This window comes from Campylobacter sp. CCUG 57310 (assembly GCF_013201975.1).
GTDB classification, from domain to species: domain Bacteria; phylum Campylobacterota; class Campylobacteria; order Campylobacterales; family Campylobacteraceae; genus Campylobacter_A; species Campylobacter_A canis.
Genome location: NZ_CP053845.1, coordinates 1,792,521 through 1,811,882, shown reverse-complemented (window position 1 = coordinate 1,811,882; position 19,362 = coordinate 1,792,521). Strand labels below are relative to the sequence as shown.

Sequence of the window (19,362 nt, the reverse complement as noted above, 5' to 3'; positions counted from 1 at the left end):
TTAAATATTAATATATCTAAGAAGTGTTAAATAAGTGTGAAATTAAGTCGGTAAATTTATAAATTGACTTATGTATAGTTTTTTTGAACAATTAATCATGTTTGTGAGTGATTAATATATATTTTTTGATTGAATTATTGGTTTTGCTACTCAAACAAAATCCTAAATTTCTTTTAAAATTTAGGATTTGTATAAATCAACTTATAAATCAGAAAATGTCTAAAATTCTCTCAAGCAAGCTAAATTTTATATGTTTTTACTTAAATCGGCAAGCACTTTTGCTGCATGATCTTTGGCTTTTACGCTTTTATAAACTTTTAAAATTTTACCGTCTTTGCCTATAACAAATGTTGTTCTAACGATGCCAAGATACTCTTTGCCGTAGTTTTTGCGAACTTGCCAAACCCCGTAGGCTTTAGCTACTTCTTTGTTCTCGTCACTGAGTAAAATATGTTTTAAATTTTGCTTTTGTATGAAGCTAGCATGGCTTTTTACGCTATCGGGACTTATTCCGATTATGACCGTATCTTGGGCGATAAAATCATCGTAAATCGCGCTAAATTCGCAAGCTTCGGTGGTGCATCCGGGCGTATTGTCCTTTGGATAAAAATAAAGCACGACGTTTTTACCGATGAAGTCTTTTAAATTCACACTTACTCCATCTTGATTTTCAAGGCTGAAATTTGGCGCTTTATCACCTGTCGCAAGTGTCACTTTGCGCTCTATATCTTCTTTGCTAAATTCACTTTTTACTTCGCAAGCTTCTTTTTTCTTGCAACTCATTTTTTACTCCTTAAATCTTCCAAGCTAAGTCCGCTTTTGCCTATACTTTCGGCTTCAAGTGTTTCTATCATCACAAGCACCGCAGCAGGGTCTTTACCTAGCGTTCTTACTAGAGTGTCCGTAACTTCGGCGATAATTTGCTTTTTTTGCTCTTTGGTAGGCTCAGGCGCTGAAACTTTGATATTTACGAAAGGCATCTGTTCTCCTTATAAAATTTTGAAAAATTATAGCCAAATTTGATTTATTAAAAGTAATGTCAGGCAAATTTTAAAAATATGAAAATATTTATTTTTAAATTTTAATTTTAGTTATTCATTTTAATAATATTTTAATAAAATGAATAAAATTTTGACAAAAAATACAAAAAAAGAGATATGAACTGATATTAAAATTCAAAAATAAAACTCAAAAATGACGATATTGATTGCATTTTTAACTCTTATTAAATATAAAATATTTTTATTTTTGGCATAGTTTGTTATTTCAGGATAGAACCTAGGCCATTTGATATAATTAATTTAAATAATATCTCAAACTATATTCATAGGAGGATGTAATGCAAAATCGAAACTTATCCAGAAGGGATTTTGTTAAGATTAGTGCCGTAGGTGCAGGTATGCTTGCTTTAGGTGGTGTAAATGCCAGTGCTGCTATGAATAGCAAAGATGTCAAATGGGATGAAGAATTTGATGTTGTGATCATCGGTTCGGGCTTTGCTGCTCTTGCGGCTACCGTAAAAGCTTCAGAAAAAGGTTACAAGATTTTACTCGTAGAAAAGATGGGTCGTCTAGGAGGCAACTCTGTAATTAACGGAGGATTGGCCGCTTTTCCTCACAATCCTTTACAAGATAAAGAAGGGGTAAAAGACTCTAACGAGCTATTTTTAAAAGACTGCCTTAAAGCGGGATTAAATATAAATCATAAAGATTTGCTTGAAACAATAGCCAATAGAGCCAAAGATGCTTTAGCGCTTACTTTAAAATGCGGTGTGCAATATCGCGATAGACTCGAACACTTAGGCGGACACTCAGTGCCTAGGACATACGGAACTACCAACGGAAGCGGTTCGGGAATAGTTCTGCCGATGATTGAATATGTAAAAAAGATAGATGGAGTTACTATCAAAACTAGGACAAAATTTGATGAGTTTATACTTGATGATAGCGGTAGAGTTGTCGGTATAAAAGCAAGAGAAGACTATAAATTTGATAAAAGTTTAATGGATGATGATAGAGAAAATAAAAGCGGAACTACAAAATTCTTTAAGGCCAGTAAAGGCGTAATTCTTGCAAGCGGTGGATTTTGTAGAGATGTATTTTATAGACAAATTCAAGATCCAAGACTAGATAAAGATGCTGATTCTACCAACCATCCCGGTGCAACAGCCGGCGGACTTATGGCAGCACTTGCGATAGGTGCGGTACCGGTGCAAGTAAGCTGGCTACAATTTGGTCCATGGGGATGTGCGGATGAGAGTGGATTTGGCGTAGGAGCATTGTTTAACGTAAATGCAAGCTTTAGATACGGCATAAGTGTAGATCCGAAAACAGGCAAGCGCTATATGAATGAACTTGCCGATAGAAAGATAAGATCCGATGCTATGTTTATAGTTATCGGCAAAGACAAGAACTATCCTATCAACTTCTGCGACTCTGTAGCTGTTAAGGATATTTTACCGGATCAACTAAATAAACCGCTTGAAGCAGGAATTTTAAAGAAATTTGACACACTTGACGCATTGGCAGCCGAATATAAAATTCCTGCGGCCGAGCTTAAAAAGACAGTCGAACAATACAATAAGTATGTTAAAGACGGAAAAGATCCTGACTTTGGAAAGCCTGTTGATATGATTGGAGGGGTGACTATATCAACTCCGCCATTTTATGCTATGCGAGGTGTGCCAAAGCTTCACCACTCAATGGGCGGTGTGAATATAAATACAAAAGCTCAAGTTATATCAATTTATAACAAAAAACCAATTCCGGGGCTTTATGCAGCTGGCGAAGTTACAGGTGGAGTTCACGGAGCAAGCCGCCTAGGAAGTAACGCGATTACAGATTGTCTTACATTTGGAATGATAGCAGGAGAGAATATTTAGGTGGATTTCATCCTGTGTTTTAGCAGTCGGTTTCATAGAGAGCCGACTGCTGTTAACGGAAAATTTAGTTAAAAATAATTTGTCGTTTAATGCGACTTTTTATAATCTAAAACACATTCATAGGAGGATGTAATGCAAAATCGAAACTTATCCAGAAGGGATTTTGTTAAGATTAGTGCGGTAGGCGCGGGTATGCTGGCGCTAGGTGGCGTTAATGCAAATGCTGCTATGAACGCTAAAGACATTAAATGGGATGAGGAATTTGACGTTGTGATCATTGGCTCGGGCTTTGCAGCTTTGGCTGCGGGCATAACGTCTGCTAAAAAAGGCAACAAAGTAGTCTTGCTTGAAAAGATGGGTCGCCTTGGAGGAAATTCCGTTATCAACGGAGGAATTTTTGCCGTGCCTAACAGCGATTTGCAGATAAAGGCGGGCATCAAAGATAGCACCGAGCTATTTATGAAAGACTCTTTAAAAGCAGGACGCGGCATCAACCACAAAGAGCTTTTAGAGATAATCGGACAAAGAGCGCAAGATGCGTATAAATTAACACTTGACTGCGGTGCGAAATATATCGACCAAATCACTCACGCAGGCGGACACTCGGTTCCAAGAAGCTTGCAAACCCAAAACGGAAGCGGTGCGGGTATAGTGCTTCCGATGATTGAAACATTTGAAAAAATGGAAGGCGCAACTATCAAAAAAAGAACTAAATTTGATGAATTTATCTTAGATGATAAAGGCGCAGTGATCGGTGTTATGGCAAGAGAAAACTATAAATTTGACGGCAAATTATTAAGCGATGATACCGAAAATAAAAGCGGCGACGTGAAGTATTTTAAAGCTAAAAAAGCGGTTGTTTTGGCAAGCGGTGGATTTTGCCGAGATAAAGTCTATAGAAGACTTCAAGATCCAAGAATTACTCCTGAGACCGATTCTACCAACCAACCTGGCTCAACTGCGGGCGGACTTTTAGCGGCGTTTAGAGTGGGCGCATATCCTGTTCAACCAAGCTGGATACAATACGGACCGTGGGCTTGCGCTGATGAGCCTGGATTTGGCGTTGGATCTATGTTTAACGTAAACGGTGCGTTTATGTTTGGAATTTCCGTAAATCCAAGAACAGGTAAACGCTACATGAACGAGCTGGCAGATAGAAGAACCAGAAGTGAAGCGATGTTTAAAGTAATTTATGAAAAAGGCGAGGATGACAGAAACTATCCTATAAATTTCTGCGACTCAAGAGCGCTTACTCACATGCTTCCTGTGCATTACGAAAAAGCTCTTGAAGCCGGACTCGTGAAAAAATTTGACACCCTTGACGCACTTGCGGCTGAATTTAAAATCCCTGCCGATGAGCTTAAAAAGACAGTTGAGAGATATAACGGCTTTGTAAAAGAGGGCAAAGACGCAGACTTTGGAAAACCTGTAGATGCTAAAACAACAAAGGGTATAGATATCTCTGTTGCGCCATTTTATGCGGTTAGAGGGGCTCCGAAAGTTCACCACACAATGGGCGGATTAAAGATAAATACAAAAGCGCAAGTTATATCTTCTGTGACAAATGAGCCGATTCCAAATCTTTATGCAGCAGGAGAGGTTACGGGCGGTACTCACGGAGCAAGCCGCCTAGGAAGTAACGCTATTACCGATTGTTTGGTATTTGGTATGATTGCCGGAGAAAATATCTAATTTATCGGAGAGATATTGATGCAAAAAAAGATCTTAATATTAATTAGTATCTTTTTTATGGCTATATCGAATTTATCGGCAGCCGACGGCAATGCAACCAAGGTTGCCGATAAAAATTTAGGAATGACGAAAGAGCTTTTAGAAAAGTATCCCATCAAGGATCATCACAGCGTGCTTATGTTTAACTGCTTAAATTGTCACGCAGAGCAAGGAGACGATCCTCAAAAATTTAAAGATCCAGGAGAGAGATCCTGTCTCGCCTGTCATAAGAACAAAAAATACATGGCAGAGCGGCTTGCTTATATGGATCTGCTAAAAGCCAATCCTCATAACTCCGTTCATGACGGTCCGAATTTATACTGCGACGAGTGCCACAGAGAGCACAAGGAGTCTATAAATATGTGCGACGAGTGTCATGAGAGGGAGGTTAAGCAGTGGATGAGGAAGACGCCATGAAAAAGATTTTATTGTGGGTAGTTATCGGAGGCTTTTTGGGTCTTGCCGCTTCATACGTAACTTACGGAGCGCTAAAGGCAACTAGCGATGAGAAATTTTGCGTAGTTTGCCACGAGATGATACCTATGGCGATAGCCTATAGAAAAGATGTGCATGGCGGAGCGGGTAAGACGGGAATTAAAGTTGATTGTGTGGATTGCCATTTACCGCATGATAGCCTTGTGAATTATATCTATACTAAGGCTAGAAACGGCGTAGTAGAGGGGTATAAGCACTTTTTTACAGATGATTTTAACAAAACCAGCCCGTATTGGCTTGCCAATATGAAGCATAGAGCTAGGTATGTGTTTGATGACGGATGTATAAAGTGTCATCCGAACTACTTAACCAACGAGCAATTCTCTAAAAAAGCCATAGAGATGCACGAGCATTACGTAAGTTTGCTGGATACGGAAAATAAAATAGGTTGTGCAAGCTGCCACTTGGAAGTGGGACACAAAGGCTTAAAAACCGTGCTTCAGTATTATTCGCCTGAATTTAAGCTTTACGAAAGAAAGGCTATAAAAGAGGTTGAGAAGCTTGAAGCGGAGTATTTTAAAGAAAAATAAACCTAACCCGATAAGCCAAACGCTTGTCGGGCCTCTTATTGAAATTTTACTCAACTTATCATGCAATACTTAATATATTTTATTAGTTTATAAACATATGTTATATTTAATTTTTAATTAAAATTTAGCCAAAATTTGTGTGAAATAAATAATATACATTAACATACAACATCTTACAGAAAGGATAGAAAATGAGAAAAATTTCCTTAGTTTGTGCAGCACTTGCACTCTCTTTACCTCTTGCTACTTTGATTGTAGCGCCTATTCCTGCAAATTCCGGAGTATTGGCTCATCAGATAAAAGTTCAAGGAGAGCTCGGAAGAGTTTATATCAATCCTTATGATGTAGCGCCATTGACGGCTATAGTCGATCGGGCAGGCAAAGATATAACGGATATCCATGTGCGCGTACTTGGCAAACCAAACGGAGGAGTTGATATCAACTACAATGTCTCACAAAATGCTCTTTTGAACCATGACGGAGTGCCTATTTGGGGATTATATCCTGATTACTTGAACCAAGTTGAGGTAAGTTATACATTTAAAGGCGAAAAGAAAAAAGAGATGTATAAAATTTACGCTCAACCGATTGTAACCTTAAGCCGCGATTTTAGATTTGAACATATGCAAAAGAGAGTTCCAAAGAAAGTTGCGCCTGATTTTAAGGATAGGTTGTATCTTATAAATAACACTATTACGGGCATACATAAGCCTTTTGACTGGAGTAAGGGAAGTGGCGGTGCTGCTAGCTGGAATGACTACACGGAAAACTATATCATTGATACTGCAGGTGAAGTTAGATGGTATCTTGACTACGCCAAATTTTACGATCGCCGCGAGAGAAATGTCGAAAATACAGGTATGATGATGGGCTTTCATCAACTTCCAAACGGCGATCTAAGCTTTGGAATGTCGCAAAAATATATGCGATATGACCTCATGGGCAAGCAAGTCTATGAGAGAATTTTACCGCGCGGATATATAGATCTAAGCCATGAAGTTTTGCCGATTAAGGGCGATCATTTATTGCTTCGTGTAGGCAAATACAACTATCATCACAAAGACGGCCAAATTTCACACACCGTGCGTGATCATATCATCGAGCTTGACGGTACGGGTAAAGTTGTAAACGAGTGGGATTTAAACGAAATTTTTGGAAACAATGTCTATAGAAGCAATCTTATAAAAGCACTTGATCCTCGTGCAGTTTGTCTAAACATCGACATGAACGCAAAGCAGATTGACGTTAGCTCAGACGCTCCATTTGGCGACAAGATCGGCACCGGTACAGGACATAATTGGGCGCACGTAAACTCTATCTCTTATGATGCAGTTGATGAGGGTATTATTCTCTCTCTTCGCCACCAAGGAATCGTAAAAATCGGCAAAGATAAAAAGGTCAAATGGATATTGGCAAGTCCCGAAGGATGGAGCGATGACTTTAAGGCTAAAGTCTTGGTTCCTGTTGATAAAAACGGCAAAAAAATCAAATGCGAAAATTCTAAATGCGAAAGTGATTTTGACTGGTCTTGGACGCAGCACACCGCTTGGCTAACCGGCAGATACGAAAATAAGGGCAATATAAAACACATAAGCGTATTTGATAACGGTGATGGTCGCGGTATGGAGCAGCCTGTGTTTAAAGAGGATAAATATTCGCGTGCGGTTGAATACAAGATAGATGAGAAAAATTTGACTGTCGAGCAAACTTGGGAATTCGGCAAAGAGCGCGGATTTGAGTTTTATAGTGCGGTTACTAGCAACACCGAGTGGCAAAAGGATAAAAAGACTTACTACATCTCAAGCTCAAACGTAAATTTGCTTCGCCCCGATAAGACTATTAAGATGGTGTTAATCGAGATCGATCCAAAGACAAACGAGATCAAATTTGAAATGGATGTAGAGTCTGCTTCAAGAGACGATGTAGCATATCGCTCTCTTGTGATAAATCCAAATATATTTGAATATTAATATCTTTTAATCTTTTAGCGTGGCTAAATTTGGTCACGCTAATCCTCTTTAAAAGCTTAAATTTGATATAATCAATCAAATTTAAAAGGCTATTTTTGAAAACCCTACTTGAGCTTGAAAAAGAGCGAAAGCTCATACTTTCTAAATTTTTCTCATATCGCATAGCGGCTACTTTAGCGATATTTATCTGCGTTTTTTACGTCCTTAATCAAATTTTTACTCAAATTCCACCAAGTATGCACATAGGCTTTTTGCAAGGTAGAAATTTAGGTCAAATTTTAGCTCTTGCAATTTCGCTTTTTCTTGCTTATGTGGCTTATGATAACCTGTTTTTTTATTTTGCTCGGCAAGAAAAGCACGAATTTGCAAGGAAGTATAAGAAATTTTATCTTGAAAGCTATCTTAATTCGCTTGGGTTTAACTACGACATGCATAGCCACGTAAATTTATTTTATATAATGCAAAGCAGGCTGTTTTTTATCATTACAAAAGATTACGGCAACGACCTAGTAAGCGGCGAGATAGACGGCGTTAAATTTAGCTTTAGCGACCTTACGCTTGAGGGCAAAGACAGCTTTGTAAATCCGATCACAGGCGAGAGTGATGATAGGGCTTTGATGTTTTTTAAGGGGTTATTTTTCGTAGCGAGTTTTAATAAAAAGATAGATTCAAAGACTTTTGTGCTATCTCATGGCAAGCCCGATGAGCCTTCGGCTAAAGAAATTATCGTCGATAATGCTGAATTTAACGAGCTTTTTAAGGTATATACGACCGATATTCAAAACGCGATGTATATCTTAACTCCTGTGCTAATGGAGTCCATAGTAAAGCTTGCTAAAAACATGAGAGTTCCTATCGGAATAAGCTTTGTCGCAGAGAGAATTTACATCAAGATAAACAGAGGTATCGATAGCTTTGAGCCTGATATCCATCAAAGTATCGTTAGTAAAAATTTGGATAAAAGGATCGCAGCTGATCTAAATAGCCTTTTTAACATCATTAGAATTTTAAAACTAAACCACATATATAACTGAACCGAAAGGAAAATTATGAATAAATTCGCACGAATTTTAGCTTCTTGCACGTTTTGTGCGGCTACTTTGCTTGGCTTTGAGGGGTTTGACGGCACGTATCTGGAGCATAAAGACTGGCTTGTAGTTTGCGATAACACCGGCGCTTGCAGGATCACGGGCTATCAAAGCGATGAAGACAGAGGGCTTGTTTCTGTTATGTTTGCCACAGAAGCGGGCGAAGAGAGTGAAATTTACGGATATGTCCAGATAAATGACGATAGAGTCGATATAGATAATGATAAAACCGCTGAGCTTTTTATAGACGGTAAAAGCTACGGCACGGTTGATATAACGCAAAGCGGAGATGATACGGCAAGGCTTGATGAAAAGCAGATAAAGGCTCTCGTAAAAGCGCTTAAAGGAAACCCTAAAGTTGAGTTTAAGATAAGGGATTTTACTCTTGTTTTATCGCCAAAGGGCTTTAATGCGGTTTGGCTAAAATCCCTTGAGTATCAAGGAAGGTTAGAGGGCATGAAGCCTTATGAGCCAGCAGAAGCGCCTGTCATAAACGCGGCTGCTACGATAGGCGATGAAAAGACCATAAGGATAGGCGAAGCGAGTTATGAGCCGATATATAAGCTTCTTCAATCAACTACCAATAAAGACGACTGCTTTAGTATGTTTTACGATCACGGACACAGCGATATCTGGGTGCATAAGCTAAACGAAACTCACTCTCTTGTGCAAACTCGCTGCTCTATGAGCGCATATAACGAATCTGATTTGTTTGCGGTCATGGATGCTGGGCTTACTAAAGTGCTTCAGACCTTTGATAACGACTTAAACGACTACTATAAAGGCGAGCTTAGAGCAAATCAAAAGATAAGAGGAGTAGGGGACTGCTACTACTATCGAACCGAAGTTTGGGATGGAGAGAAATTCGTAAGAGCTAGCGAGGGCACAACCGGACTTTGTAAGGGTGTAGCAGGCGGTGCGTGGCGGCTTCCAAGATATACAAGCGATGTTGTATGGCAAGATGAAAGAGAGCAATTTTAACCTCAAATTTATCATCTCTTTTGTAGTATTTTGCAAGTCATTAGTAAGAAAGGAAGTTGCATGAAAATACTAAGCAAATTTGTGCGAATTTTAGTTGTCTTTGGACTTTTGAGCTCCTTTGCGGCAGCGTTTGAGGAAAATAAGGATTATTTGATCCTTGATAAGCCTTTAAATGTCGGACAAAACGTACTGGTAAAGGTTTTTAGCTACGGATGTAAGTACTGCTACCGGTTTGATAAATCAGTCACGGGAAAAGTTGTAGCTAGTATCCAAGGGCTTGAGTTTAAGCCTTATCATCTAAAGACTAAGGGCGAATTTGGAGAGACCGTAAGCGGAATTTTAGCCGCTATGATGGCGCTTGACGAGCAAAGCGGAGTCGGTCTTTTTGACGATAAATCAAAATTTAAAAAAGCTAAATTTGCTATTTATAGAGCTCAACACGATAAAGGCGGTTTAAAAGGCGACAAAAGCGACGTGATTAAGCTTGCCTTAAAAGCCGCGGGCGTGAGTGAAAGCGATTATGAGAAGGCTTTAAATTCGCCAAGAGCGCAAGAAATTTTAACTAGCTGGGATGACGGCTATGATATTGCCGTCATTAGCGGAGTGCCAGCGTTTGTAGTAAACGGCAAATATTTGATAAATTTAAGCTCGGCTACAAGCATTGATAAGCTAAGCGAAATCGTCAAATTTCTTATAGCTAAATAAGTCTGCGCCATGGTTGATTATAATAGAGAAAATAAAGGCTTTGTCTGCTTTGTTTATAATTTGCAGCGCACGATAATTCCGTGGGCGATTTTGCTCGCGGTTGTGATTGGTCTTTTTGCACTTAGCTTTAGCTTTGCAAACAGCTTGCTTTTAGTTCAGCTTAGATTTGCGCTTATTTTTATCGCTTTTGGCGCGATTATAGCGATGATAAATCCAAAATCATTCATCGTAAAGCTTGTTGCATATGCGTTTATATTTTTGGGCGTGATTTTTGGTCTTAGCTACTCAAATAGTGCCGAGAATTTTAACATCCACGAACTTACGGTGAGTTTTCCGTTCGGTCTTGAGCTTCATAAGATGTTGCCTGCTGTTTTTGCGCCAGATAATGCAAATTTCTTTGGCTCAAATGAAGCAAGAGATACAATATCTCTTTTTGGATTTGGCTCTTTTGCTCTGATTGGAGCGGTGTTTTTGGTCATGATCTTAAGTTGGTTTGTTTATAACGCAAGAAGTAGCGAGATAAATCCCATCTAGCATCAAAATTTGATATTTGATAGCCCGCTAAATTTAATTAGCCAATGTTTTTGCCCGTTTTGTTTATGAATCGGGCAAATTTCTTTTAAATTTCCAATCAAATTTTGCAAGACCTTTTATTCTTTTTGGCTTGTTACTAGGATGTACCCCGCTTCTGAGATGTTTTTAAATTTTATCCCAAGTTCTCGCTTTAGACGCAAGATGATATTTTGTATAGCACCCTTGCTCACAACCTCGTTTTCATAGACGAATTCCTCTATCATTTCGTAGCTAACAAGCTTGTTTAAGTTATACGCAAAGAGCCAGAAAAATTTATTTTGCAGATATGTCAGATAAATTTCCTCTCCGTTTTTATAAATTTTCTCCTCTTTTAAATTTATGCTTATTTCGTCGCTAATTTTGATTAATTTTTCGTCTTTTTCGTAGGTTAATGCAATTATCATTGAGCGAAGATCTTTGATGTCGATAGGTTTTTTTAAAAATAGCGCAGCGCCTTGTTCTATGCTTTTCATCAAATTCATATCCGTATCGTAAGAGGTAAAGACGATGAATTTTTGATGAGGTTTAAGCCTTGAAATCTCTTTCATCATCTCAAATCCGTTCATTATCGGCATATGGATATCCGTTATGACGATGTCTGATTTTTGTTTTTTAAAGCATTCAAGCCCCTCGCATCCGTCCGCGGCGACTCTAACGCTAGCGCAATACGGCTTTAGCCCGCTTGCTATGAGCTCTCTTGACATATCGTCGTCTTCAACGATCAAAATCGATAGCTTTTTTAGTAATTTTAAAGATTCGTTATTCATTTATTGCCCTTTAAATCAACATCGAAATTTAACTCAAATACCGTAGGAAGCGCTCTGTTTACGAGTTTAATATCTCCGTTTATCTTTCTGTTGGCAAGCTTTTTAGCAAAGTACAGTCCTATGCCGCTGCCTTGTTTTTTGGTGGTTTTTGGTTCGTCAAATATCTTGCGGCTCATCGCTTCGCTCACTCCGCTTCCAAATTCGATGACCTCTATATAGCACCTGTTTTCATCGAATTTTACATCTATTTGCACTCTTCTTGACTTGATATCATCTTTAAATTTATCCACCAAAGCGTCTTTTGCATTGTGGATTAAGATAAGTAAAATTTGCTGGATTATATTTTCTATCTGATTTACTTTTTTATCTTCAAATTCGCTTAAAATCACATGTACATTGGCTCTTGTAAGCTCGGTGTGCATAAGAGTTAAGAGATTTTTAATGCTTTGTTTAACGCTAAATTCTCTTATATTTTCGCTTGTTTTGTAAAAATTTCTAAAGATATCTATCGTATTGCTTAGTAGCAATATGGACTTTTGACCTTTTTCAAGTATGTTTTGCAGCATCTGCTCGTCAAGATTGCCTTCTCGCTTTAGCATAAGCAATGTTGATATAGCCAAATTTAGCGAATTTACCGGTTGAATGAACTGATGATTTATCCCGCTTATGAGCTCACCCGCTTCGCTCATCTTGGCTTTGTGCGCAAGAATGGCTTCGTATTCATCCTGACGCTTTTTGATTTTGGCATACATAAAGTTATGAAGCGAGTTTGCGATAAAAGCAAGAGCGATAAACGCAAAAAGTAACGTAAGTGCGTTTTTGGTCGTTGCTCCAAGCAGCTCTTTTGTCTCTTTTGCGTTGTCCGTGCCTGCGCCTATGAACCAATTAAGCGAGGGAATTTCCGCTATGGATATGAAATTTGAATCCACAACTATGCTGCTTATGTCCTCATCTTTTAAAAACAGCTCTTGAAATTTATCCTCAATTTGCGTTTTGAACTTTTCATCTTTCATCTTTGTTAAAATTTCGCCGCTGTGCGTTACGATAAAGGAGTATGAGTTGGGAGGAAGCTTGAAGTTGCTTATGTTGTCAAATATGCTTTTTACTTTTACTACTCCGCATAAAACCGCTGCAAATTTACCGTTTTTGTAGTTTGGTACGCATAAATTTAAAGTCTCTTGCTCTAAAATCGTATGCTCGGGCATGAAATTTACCGTAGGTTTGTTGCTATTTTTTGTTTCCAGATACCAGATAAGGCTTAGTCTGGAATTTATCTCTTTGGGGCTTTTTGGAAATTTCTCGCCGTTTATGTAGATCTCTCCGTCGTCTTTTAAAAGCTGAACCAGATCAAATTCACCCAAATCGCCCAAAAAGGCTTGCGTAAATTTCTTAATACGCTCTTCATCGTCTAATATATCGGCATTTTGTATAAGCTTAGAGGCTTTCACAAGAGAATTTATCCTCTCGTCAAGCCAAATTTGAAATATCTGCACGATGTTTTCGCTAGTGGCTATTTTGTTTGTATTTGAAAGGGTTGCGATGTGGTGTTTGGCGTTTTTATATACGTTTGCGCCAAGAAGTATCACAAACAGGCTGGATAGGATTATGATGATATAAATTTTGAAGTTGTATTTGTTGAATATATCAATACCCACCGGACTACTCCTTGTTTAGGCAAGCAGTATATCTAAAAAGGTCTGAAAAATCAGACCTTTTATTAGATTATTTAGGGTTTTTAACTAAGGTTATGACTTTAGATACCGCCATTGCAAGCAGGATTATAAAGCATAGACCAAAGCCAAGAAGCGTGCAGTCCGCCATTGACATGAAGTGCTTTGAAGGGATTAGATACCAGCCGTCTTGATATAAGTCTACAAGGTATTTTTGTAATCCGCTTAATTCCACTCCGTCAGGAACTATAGGGTTATCATATCCGCAATCTCCCGTAGGCAAAAACCAGTCAGGCGCCCATTTGTGAAGCGGCAGGTTAAACGGATATACAGGATCCGTTGAGCATCCTTGAACTCCAAAAGGATCGTCGCTATGAACCGCAGTGTGAATTTTGGCTAGCTTAACGCTATACATTATCCCTTGGATCGCTCCCCAAAACGCAAACACATATCCTATAAACGCAAGAACTAAATTTTTAGGATTGATAGCCGCTATCAAACCGCCAAATGCCATACATAAAAAAGCAAATCTTATATATACGCACTGTTCGCAAGGTGGCATATAGACGTACTTTTGAAAGAGCGAGTGCGCCAGCAAAACCAGCGCAATGCTCGCAAAAGCCATCAGCAGCCAAGGAAATCTAGTATCCTGCCAAGCTGAAATTTTATTTACTATATTCATCTTGAAAGCCTATTTTTTAAGCAACTCTTCTATAAGCTTGGCAAAGCCGTCTACCGAAGTGATGGTGCTTGTGTAGATAAGGTATTTGCCGTCTACTACAAACGCTGGAACGCCTTGAATTTTAGCCACTTCGTAAGACTCGTCCCATTTTTTAAGAAGTTCGATTACTTTTGGATTCTCAAGCTCTTTGTTGTATTCATCCATGCTCATTCCGGCAGCATCAAGCCCTGTTTTTATGAAGGCTTCGGGATTTTTGCCGTCGTTCCATCTCTCTTTTTTATCGTGATATGCTTTGTAGTAGGCAAATTTCGCTTTTTTGAACATTGAGTTATCATCAAGTAAATTTACTCCTTTTTCTTGGTCTTTAACCACCAAAACGGCAAGAACTTTGCTCGCAGCCTCTCCGTATTCGGCCTTGGTTTTTAAGTGATACGGCACGTATTTTAGGCCGGATACTTTTTCAACTACTTTCGGAGTTACGCTTTTATCGTATTTGTAGCAAAACGGGCAAGCGTAGCTAAAAACTTTAGTTAGAGTTCCTTTCTCTACGCTTAGAGGTTTTTCAAGAACCATATAATCCTTACCTTCTGTAAAAGCGTTAGCACTTACGGCGCCCAAAAGCGCAACTGCAGCTAAAATTTTAGTTGTTTTTGTAAGTAGAGATTTCATCTAAACTCCTTTGGAATAAATTTGATATCGTAATTTTATACAACTGAACTTCCACAAAAATAACACGAAAATAAATTTAAGATAAATTTTACCGTAAATATTAATATAATAAATTAAATAATAATTCTAAATTTATTTTAAGATAAATTTAACTCTCGTGTGGTTTTTGTGTTAGTAGTATTTGCTAAAATTATATATAGTAGTAAAATGCATATGTAGATTTACCAACCAAGGAGGCGATTATGAAAACAAAATATTTGATTTCATCAGCAATAGTTGCAAGCTTGCTTATAGTGACAAATGCTCTTGCATTAGGTGGACCTAGCGGTCCTGTTAGCTATAAGGCACCGGGAAAGCTTGGTGCGGTTCTTGTGAACCCTTATAAAATGGCTCCTCTTACTGCTATCATTTATAACGGCGGGTACAACTTAAAGGATGTCGAAGTTGTCGTAAAAGGAAAGGGTGAAAAAGGTATAGATATAAAATATTCAGTATCAGACAAGGATGTTTTAACGCACGGAGGTATTCCTGTTTGGGGACTATATGCTGATCATGTAAATAACGTTGAAGTTAGCTACAAAAGAAATGGCGAAGCTATGAGCGAAACATATAAAATTCACGCTCCTGCTATATTTATGAATACAAGCGGCACGGGACAGCAGACTTCTTTGCCAAAAGCAAATATTGTAAAAATGGATGAGAAATTTAAAGATAGACTCTATCTTATAAATCACCTGATTAGAAATTCGTTACCAAATGCAGGACAAACATTATGGAATTACCCTGAAGGAGGTGCTTTACCTTGGGATCTTGAAGCCATGAACTGGATTATAGATACAAATGGCGATATAAGATGGTACATGAAGTCTGACGTTATACGCGATCCGGATAATTTATACCGCAAGGGTAATATTATGGGCTTTCAGCAAACCAAAGACGGTTATATGCTTTTTGGCATGGGGCAAAGATATATTAAAATCGATCTAATGGGGCGGATAGTATTTGATAGAGTATTGCCAAATTCTTATATAGATTTCTCTCACCATATAGAGCAAACCGCAAAAGGCACATATCTAATGCGGGTCGCAAGTGCTAATCAAAAAAGAGCAGATGGCAAAAATGTCCGATCTGTTCGTGATGTTATCATAGAACTTGATCAGGACGGAAAAGTTATAGATGAATGGAAAATTTATGAGATCTTAGATCCTTATAGAGATGTGGGTATCTTGGCGCTTGATCAGGGTGCGGTATGTTTAAATGTTGATGCAGATAAAGCCGGAACAACTACAAATAAAGAAGAACTTGAAGATCCGAATGCCCCTTGGGGAGATATACCAGGAGTTGGTATAGGTAGAAATTGGGCTCATATAAATTCAGTAAATTATGATGCTACAGACGATAGTATCATCCTTTCTATCCGTCATCAAAGTGCTGTCGTAAAAATAGGTAGAGATAAAGAGGTCAAGTGGATACTTGCTTCAAAAAATGGTTGGAATGAAAAACTAGCCAAAAAGTTATTAACTCCTGTTGATAAGAACGGCAAAGCTCTTGATTGTGATGATAATGGAAGATGCGAAAATACCGATTTTGACTTCTCTTGGACTTCTCATACTGCTTATAAAATAAACGAAAAGAGTAAGCCTGAAAAATTTATGCTAAGCGTATTTGATAATGGTGATGCTAGGCATAATGAACAGCCTGCATTTGCCACCGAAAAATACAGTCGTGCCGTTGAATATGAAATAGACGAGAAAAATATGACTGTTAAGCAGGTTTGGCAATACGGTAAAGAGCGCGGATTTGACTGGTATAGCCCTATAACTTCTGTTGTGGAGTATCAGCCGCAGTATGATTCGATGTTTATCTACTCTGCTGTTGCAGGTCTAGCTAAACAACTTCTTAAAATGGGTAAAACCGAACCTATTTTAAATGAAGTAAAATATGGTACTCAGGATGTTAAAGTGGAGATTAAATTTACCGAGATGGGTGCTGCCACTATAGGCTACCGAGCGCTTCCTATCGATCTGCAAAAAGCTTTTAAATAAAATTTTTACTCGGATTATAGTTTTGTAATTCGAGTAAAATTTAACTTAATAAGCGACTTAAAGTAAAACCTATATATTTGGATCAATCAACACTTTTCTCATAACTGAAATTTTATAATCTTTAATATATATAAAATTTATTTTTTAATTTAATTTTATGACTATATATCTAAAATTTATATAATCTACCGGTAGTTATAATCATATAAACAAAAGTTTTTTAAGGAAAAAATAATATAAATTTGTTTTCAAATTTAAGATCCGTATCTGCTGATAAAGCCGCAACTATTATTTAGCAGCATTTAAATTTATATAATTTTATTAGCTTGATTATTTTTTAGATATTTTGTTGCATTAATTTATAATTAGGTATTTTAGTGATATTTTAATGATAAAATTCAGTTCAAATTTTAATAACTGTTCGCAAATTTAAATTTTATAAGAAGTTTATATTATGTAAAATTATTTAAAGATATTTTAATATTTGTGTGATTTTTATGTTAGTAAATTTTTTTAAAATTACACTAATAAAATTTTATAAGAAATAGTATTAAAAAAGTCAAAGAATCTATCTTGTATTCTGTCTTGACAGGTAGGTTTGATAAATTTTACTTTAAAAGTAAAATTTACAAAATCTATAATTAAAGGAGTCCGTATGAAGGCTAGAAATTTACTTTCATCAATTGTTGTGGCAGGGCTACTAGTCGGAGGCTTAACTACTTCTTCTCTTGCTATAGGCGGTCCAAGCGGTCCAAAGAATGATTATCAACAACAAGGCAAGCTTGGAGTTGTTAAGATGAATCCTTACGGATATGCACCTTTAACAGCTATCATTACTAACGGCGGCTATGTTTTATCAGACGTTAAAGTAACTATCGTTCCAAAACCGGGAGGTCAAACTATCAGCTATAAGGTAGATAACCAAACGGTAAAAACTTACGGCGGTATCCCGGTTTTTGGACTATATCCGTCTTATAAGAATACGGTTGAAGTTACTTATACTAAATCAGCCATGGGCTTTAAGGATGAAACCATTACCGAAAAGTATCAAGTAACGACAGGTGGCATAGGACTTACTCCGTCAGGACTTACTATGCAAACTGGAGTTCCTTTTGAAAAAGTAACCGTTGTAAAAGCCGATAAGGAATTTGCAGATAGATTATATCTTATAAACAACGTTCCGGGAAAAGCTCCGGGCAGAAGCTCTCAAGCCGTTTGGAATAACCCTGCGGGCGGCGCTTTGGAGTGGAATGACGCTTCAAATTCATTTATAGTAGATACAAAAGGCGAGGTTAGATGGTATTTTGACTCAGACAAGCTTTTGGATTTTGGCAATATCTATAGAACCGGTATTCAAATGGGATTTAGGCAAGATAATGACGGAGCTCTTGCTTGGGGCTTTGGACAAAGATATGTTAAATACGATTTGATGGGAAGACAAATTTTTGATCGCCAGCTTCCGCTTGCTTATAACGACTTCTCTCACTCTTTAAATAACGCACAAAACGGCAACTACCTATTAAGAGTCGGCTCATCTAACACAAAACGCCCTGACGGCAAAAACGTTAGAACCGTTAGAGATACGATAGTAGAGGTTGATAAAGACGGATATGTCGTAGACGATTGGAGACTTTATGAGATCATGGATCCTTATAGAGCCGATGCTATCATGGTTCTTGACCAAGGAGCCGTTTGCTTAAACGTAGATGCTTCTCAAGCCGGACATACTATAGGAGCTGACGAGCTAGCTAAACTTGATGAAAATAATCAATTTGGGGATATAGCAGGAACGGGAATAGGCAGAAACTGGGCTCACGTAAATAGCGTTGATTATGATCCAAATGATGATTCTATAGTAGTTTCCAGCCGCCACCAAAATGCGATGGTAAAAATCGGACGCGATAAGAAAATCAAATGGATAGTCGGCCCTCACAAAGGTTGGGGTGAGAAATTTAAAAAATACCTATTGCAACCTGTCGATAGCAAAGGAAACAAAATCGTTTGCGAGGACGAGTATAGCAAATGCCCTGGATACACAAACGAAAAAGGCGGATTTGACTGGACTTGGACACAACATACGGCGTTTATTATCGATTCAAAAACAAATAAAGACATCCTTTATCTAGCCGCTTTTGATAACGGAGATAGCCGCGGCATGGAACAACCTGCTCTTGCTAGTATGAAGTATTCACGCGGTGTTGTTTATAAGATAGATCAAAACAAAATGACCATAGAGCAAGTTTGGGAATACGGCAAACAAAGAGGCGGAGATTGGTTTAGTGCGGTTACGAGCCTTACTGAATACCATGACGATAAAGACTCATTGCTAGTTTATTCTGCAACGGCGGGCATGCAGTTTGACTTGTCAAAAGGCGTTCCTGTAGGAGAACCTGCTCCTGAGTTGCTTGAGTTTAAGTGGGGGTCTACCGAGCCTGGTCTTCAAATGAAATTTGAAGGAACAGGCATAGGATATCAAGCCATACCTATACATCTTGATAAGGCATTTGACCGCAAAGTTAAAAGCAAAAAATAATAACTACTAAAATTCCCTCCCCCAAGATCTTCTTGGGGGATA

General features: G+C 38.0%; 17 protein-coding genes. 11 read left to right on the top strand and 6 right to left on the bottom strand.

From position 1 onward, the window contains the following. Positions 1-246 precede the first annotated feature (246 nt). The gene (gene bcp, locus CORI_RS09135; RefSeq protein WP_173031986.1) at positions 247-714 is read right to left on the bottom strand and encodes a thioredoxin-dependent thiol peroxidase; all 468 of its coding nucleotides are present in this window, start codon (positions 712-714) and stop codon (positions 247-249) included. Between the two features lie 65 nt (positions 715-779). Further along, a complete protein-coding gene (locus tag CORI_RS09130; RefSeq protein ID WP_172129453.1) occupies positions 780-980 on the bottom strand; it encodes a 4-oxalocrotonate tautomerase family protein in 201 nt (66 codons plus the stop codon). A 359-nt stretch (positions 981-1,339) separates the two neighbouring features. Here CORI_RS09130 and CORI_RS09125 point away from each other — a divergent pair, with 359 nt between their 5' ends. The 9 genes from CORI_RS09125 (at position 1,340) to CORI_RS09085 (ending at position 10,915) form a co-directional block, all read left to right on the top strand. Continuing rightward, positions 1,340-2,881, top strand: coding sequence for a flavocytochrome c (locus tag CORI_RS09125; RefSeq protein ID WP_173031715.1), 1,542 nt, complete (start codon positions 1,340-1,342; stop codon positions 2,879-2,881). Positions 2,882-3,013: 132 nt separating this feature from the next. Then, on the top strand, positions 3,014-4,573 hold the full coding sequence (locus CORI_RS09120) for a flavocytochrome c (protein ID WP_173031714.1): 1,560 nt from the start codon (positions 3,014-3,016) through the stop codon (positions 4,571-4,573). Positions 4,574-4,630: 57 nt separating this feature from the next. Beyond that, complete coding sequence (locus CORI_RS09115) at positions 4,631-5,029, top strand: cytochrome c3 family protein (RefSeq protein WP_254064988.1); 399 nt, start codon at positions 4,631-4,633, stop codon at positions 5,027-5,029. Continuing rightward, on the top strand, positions 5,026-5,637 hold the full coding sequence (locus tag CORI_RS09110) for a NapC/NirT family cytochrome c (RefSeq protein WP_169943032.1): 612 nt from the start codon (positions 5,026-5,028) through the stop codon (positions 5,635-5,637). Before CORI_RS09115 ends, CORI_RS09110 begins: the two co-directional genes overlap by 4 nt. A gap of 191 nt (positions 5,638-5,828) precedes the next feature. Then, complete coding sequence (locus CORI_RS09105; protein WP_173031712.1) at positions 5,829-7,607, top strand: aryl-sulfate sulfotransferase; 1,779 nt, start codon at positions 5,829-5,831, stop codon at positions 7,605-7,607. A 95-nt stretch (positions 7,608-7,702) separates the two neighbouring features. Then, a complete protein-coding gene (locus tag CORI_RS09100) occupies positions 7,703-8,641 on the top strand; it encodes a DUF3137 domain-containing protein (protein ID WP_173031711.1) in 939 nt (312 codons plus the stop codon). Between the two features lie 15 nt (positions 8,642-8,656). Beyond that, positions 8,657-9,676, top strand: a complete 1,020-nt coding sequence (locus CORI_RS09095; RefSeq protein ID WP_173031710.1) for a DUF1176 domain-containing protein — start codon at positions 8,657-8,659, stop codon at positions 9,674-9,676. A 60-nt stretch (positions 9,677-9,736) separates the two neighbouring features. Continuing rightward, positions 9,737-10,381 (top strand): thiol:disulfide interchange protein DsbA/DsbL, encoded by a 645-nt coding sequence (locus CORI_RS09090; protein ID WP_173031709.1) that lies wholly within the window; start codon positions 9,737-9,739, stop codon positions 10,379-10,381. Positions 10,382-10,390: 9 nt separating this feature from the next. Continuing rightward, positions 10,391-10,915 (top strand): hypothetical protein, encoded by a 525-nt coding sequence (locus CORI_RS09085; RefSeq protein ID WP_173031708.1) that lies wholly within the window; start codon positions 10,391-10,393, stop codon positions 10,913-10,915. Positions 10,916-11,031: 116 nt separating this feature from the next. On the opposite strand, the gene CORI_RS09080 is transcribed toward CORI_RS09085, so the two are convergent. The 4 genes from CORI_RS09080 to CORI_RS09065 form a co-directional block, all read right to left on the bottom strand. Beyond that, the gene (locus CORI_RS09080; RefSeq protein ID WP_173031707.1) at positions 11,032-11,721 is read right to left on the bottom strand and encodes a response regulator transcription factor; all 690 of its coding nucleotides are present in this window, start codon (positions 11,719-11,721) and stop codon (positions 11,032-11,034) included. Next, positions 11,718-13,376, bottom strand: a complete 1,659-nt coding sequence (locus CORI_RS09075; protein ID WP_173031706.1) for a sensor histidine kinase — start codon at positions 13,374-13,376, stop codon at positions 11,718-11,720. Before CORI_RS09075 ends, CORI_RS09080 begins: the two co-directional genes overlap by 4 nt. A 67-nt stretch (positions 13,377-13,443) precedes the next feature. Then, on the bottom strand, positions 13,444-14,073 hold the full coding sequence (dsbI, locus tag CORI_RS09070) for a protein-disulfide oxidoreductase DsbI (RefSeq protein WP_173031705.1): 630 nt from the start codon (positions 14,071-14,073) through the stop codon (positions 13,444-13,446). Between the two features lie 9 nt (positions 14,074-14,082). Next, a complete protein-coding gene (locus tag CORI_RS09065; protein ID WP_170018809.1) occupies positions 14,083-14,742 on the bottom strand; it encodes a thiol:disulfide interchange protein DsbA/DsbL in 660 nt (219 codons plus the stop codon). 242 nt (positions 14,743-14,984) lie between these two features. Here CORI_RS09065 and CORI_RS09060 point away from each other — a divergent pair, with 242 nt between their 5' ends. Both CORI_RS09060 and CORI_RS09055 read left to right on the top strand, forming a co-directional pair. Then, positions 14,985-16,787 (top strand): aryl-sulfate sulfotransferase, encoded by a 1,803-nt coding sequence (locus CORI_RS09060; protein ID WP_173031704.1) that lies wholly within the window; start codon positions 14,985-14,987, stop codon positions 16,785-16,787. A gap of 655 nt (positions 16,788-17,442) precedes the next feature. After that, the gene (locus tag CORI_RS09055) at positions 17,443-19,320 is read left to right on the top strand and encodes an aryl-sulfate sulfotransferase (RefSeq protein ID WP_169943041.1); all 1,878 of its coding nucleotides are present in this window, start codon (positions 17,443-17,445) and stop codon (positions 19,318-19,320) included. Positions 19,321-19,362: the final 42 nt, after the last annotated feature.